Origin of the sequence: Sporolactobacillus inulinus, assembly GCF_006539285.1 — a bacterium.
In the GTDB taxonomy this organism is placed as follows: Bacteria; Bacillota; Bacilli; order Bacillales; family Sporolactobacillaceae; genus Sporolactobacillus; species Sporolactobacillus inulinus.
Window position 1 is genome coordinate 1 of the sequence record NZ_BJMS01000226.1, and the last position, 615, is coordinate 615.

Below are 615 nucleotides of genomic sequence, written 5' to 3' on the forward strand. Positions count from 1 at the left end.
TACGTATCGACGTGAGTGGAATCCAGGTCAATAATCAGTGTCCGGCTCTTGCGATATCGATGAACTTTGTCCAGTAATTTCTGATTGGCCACCGCGAGTTGATCAAGAGTGTTCTGGTCGAAACGATAATAAAACCGGGATAACGTCGGTTGTGACGCCAGTGTTGGCGATTCAACGACCTGAGTAAACACGGGATCATGAATCAATGAATCTGCTGCGTCATCTTTAGAATAACCGGCTAAAAGCTGATAAATCTTTTGACGTAAGAGTTGTTCATTGGAATAGTCCGGATCCTTGCGCGAATCGTTCAGCACTAAATGGCGGGCTAGCGTTTTTGAAAAACCGATTTTTTCGTCAAATTCTTTAAAAATCAACTGACCGCCGTCAGAGGAAAGTTCGCCGCCGTTGTTTGATAGTTTTATTTTTCGATTGAAATCTAATGTGATTTGCGATAAAGTAGTCATCATAAAGGATCCTTTCTGGTGTTGTGGTGACTTAATTTTACCAGATTTGGATCCTTTTTGCGTGCACTTTTTTCATGCATGAGACTTGATCAAAAAAGGTGATTAAACCAACCTTTTGAGCGTTTTGGAGAAGTCTCGTGAATAACCTAGG

At 41.5% G+C, this 615-nt stretch carries 1 protein-coding gene; it reads right to left on the bottom strand.

The features are described from left to right. Window positions 1–464: transposase (locus tag SIN01_RS14860; RefSeq protein ID WP_029548191.1), on the bottom strand; the 464-nt coding region annotated here is incomplete at its 3' end. Window positions 465–615 lie beyond the last annotated feature (151 nt).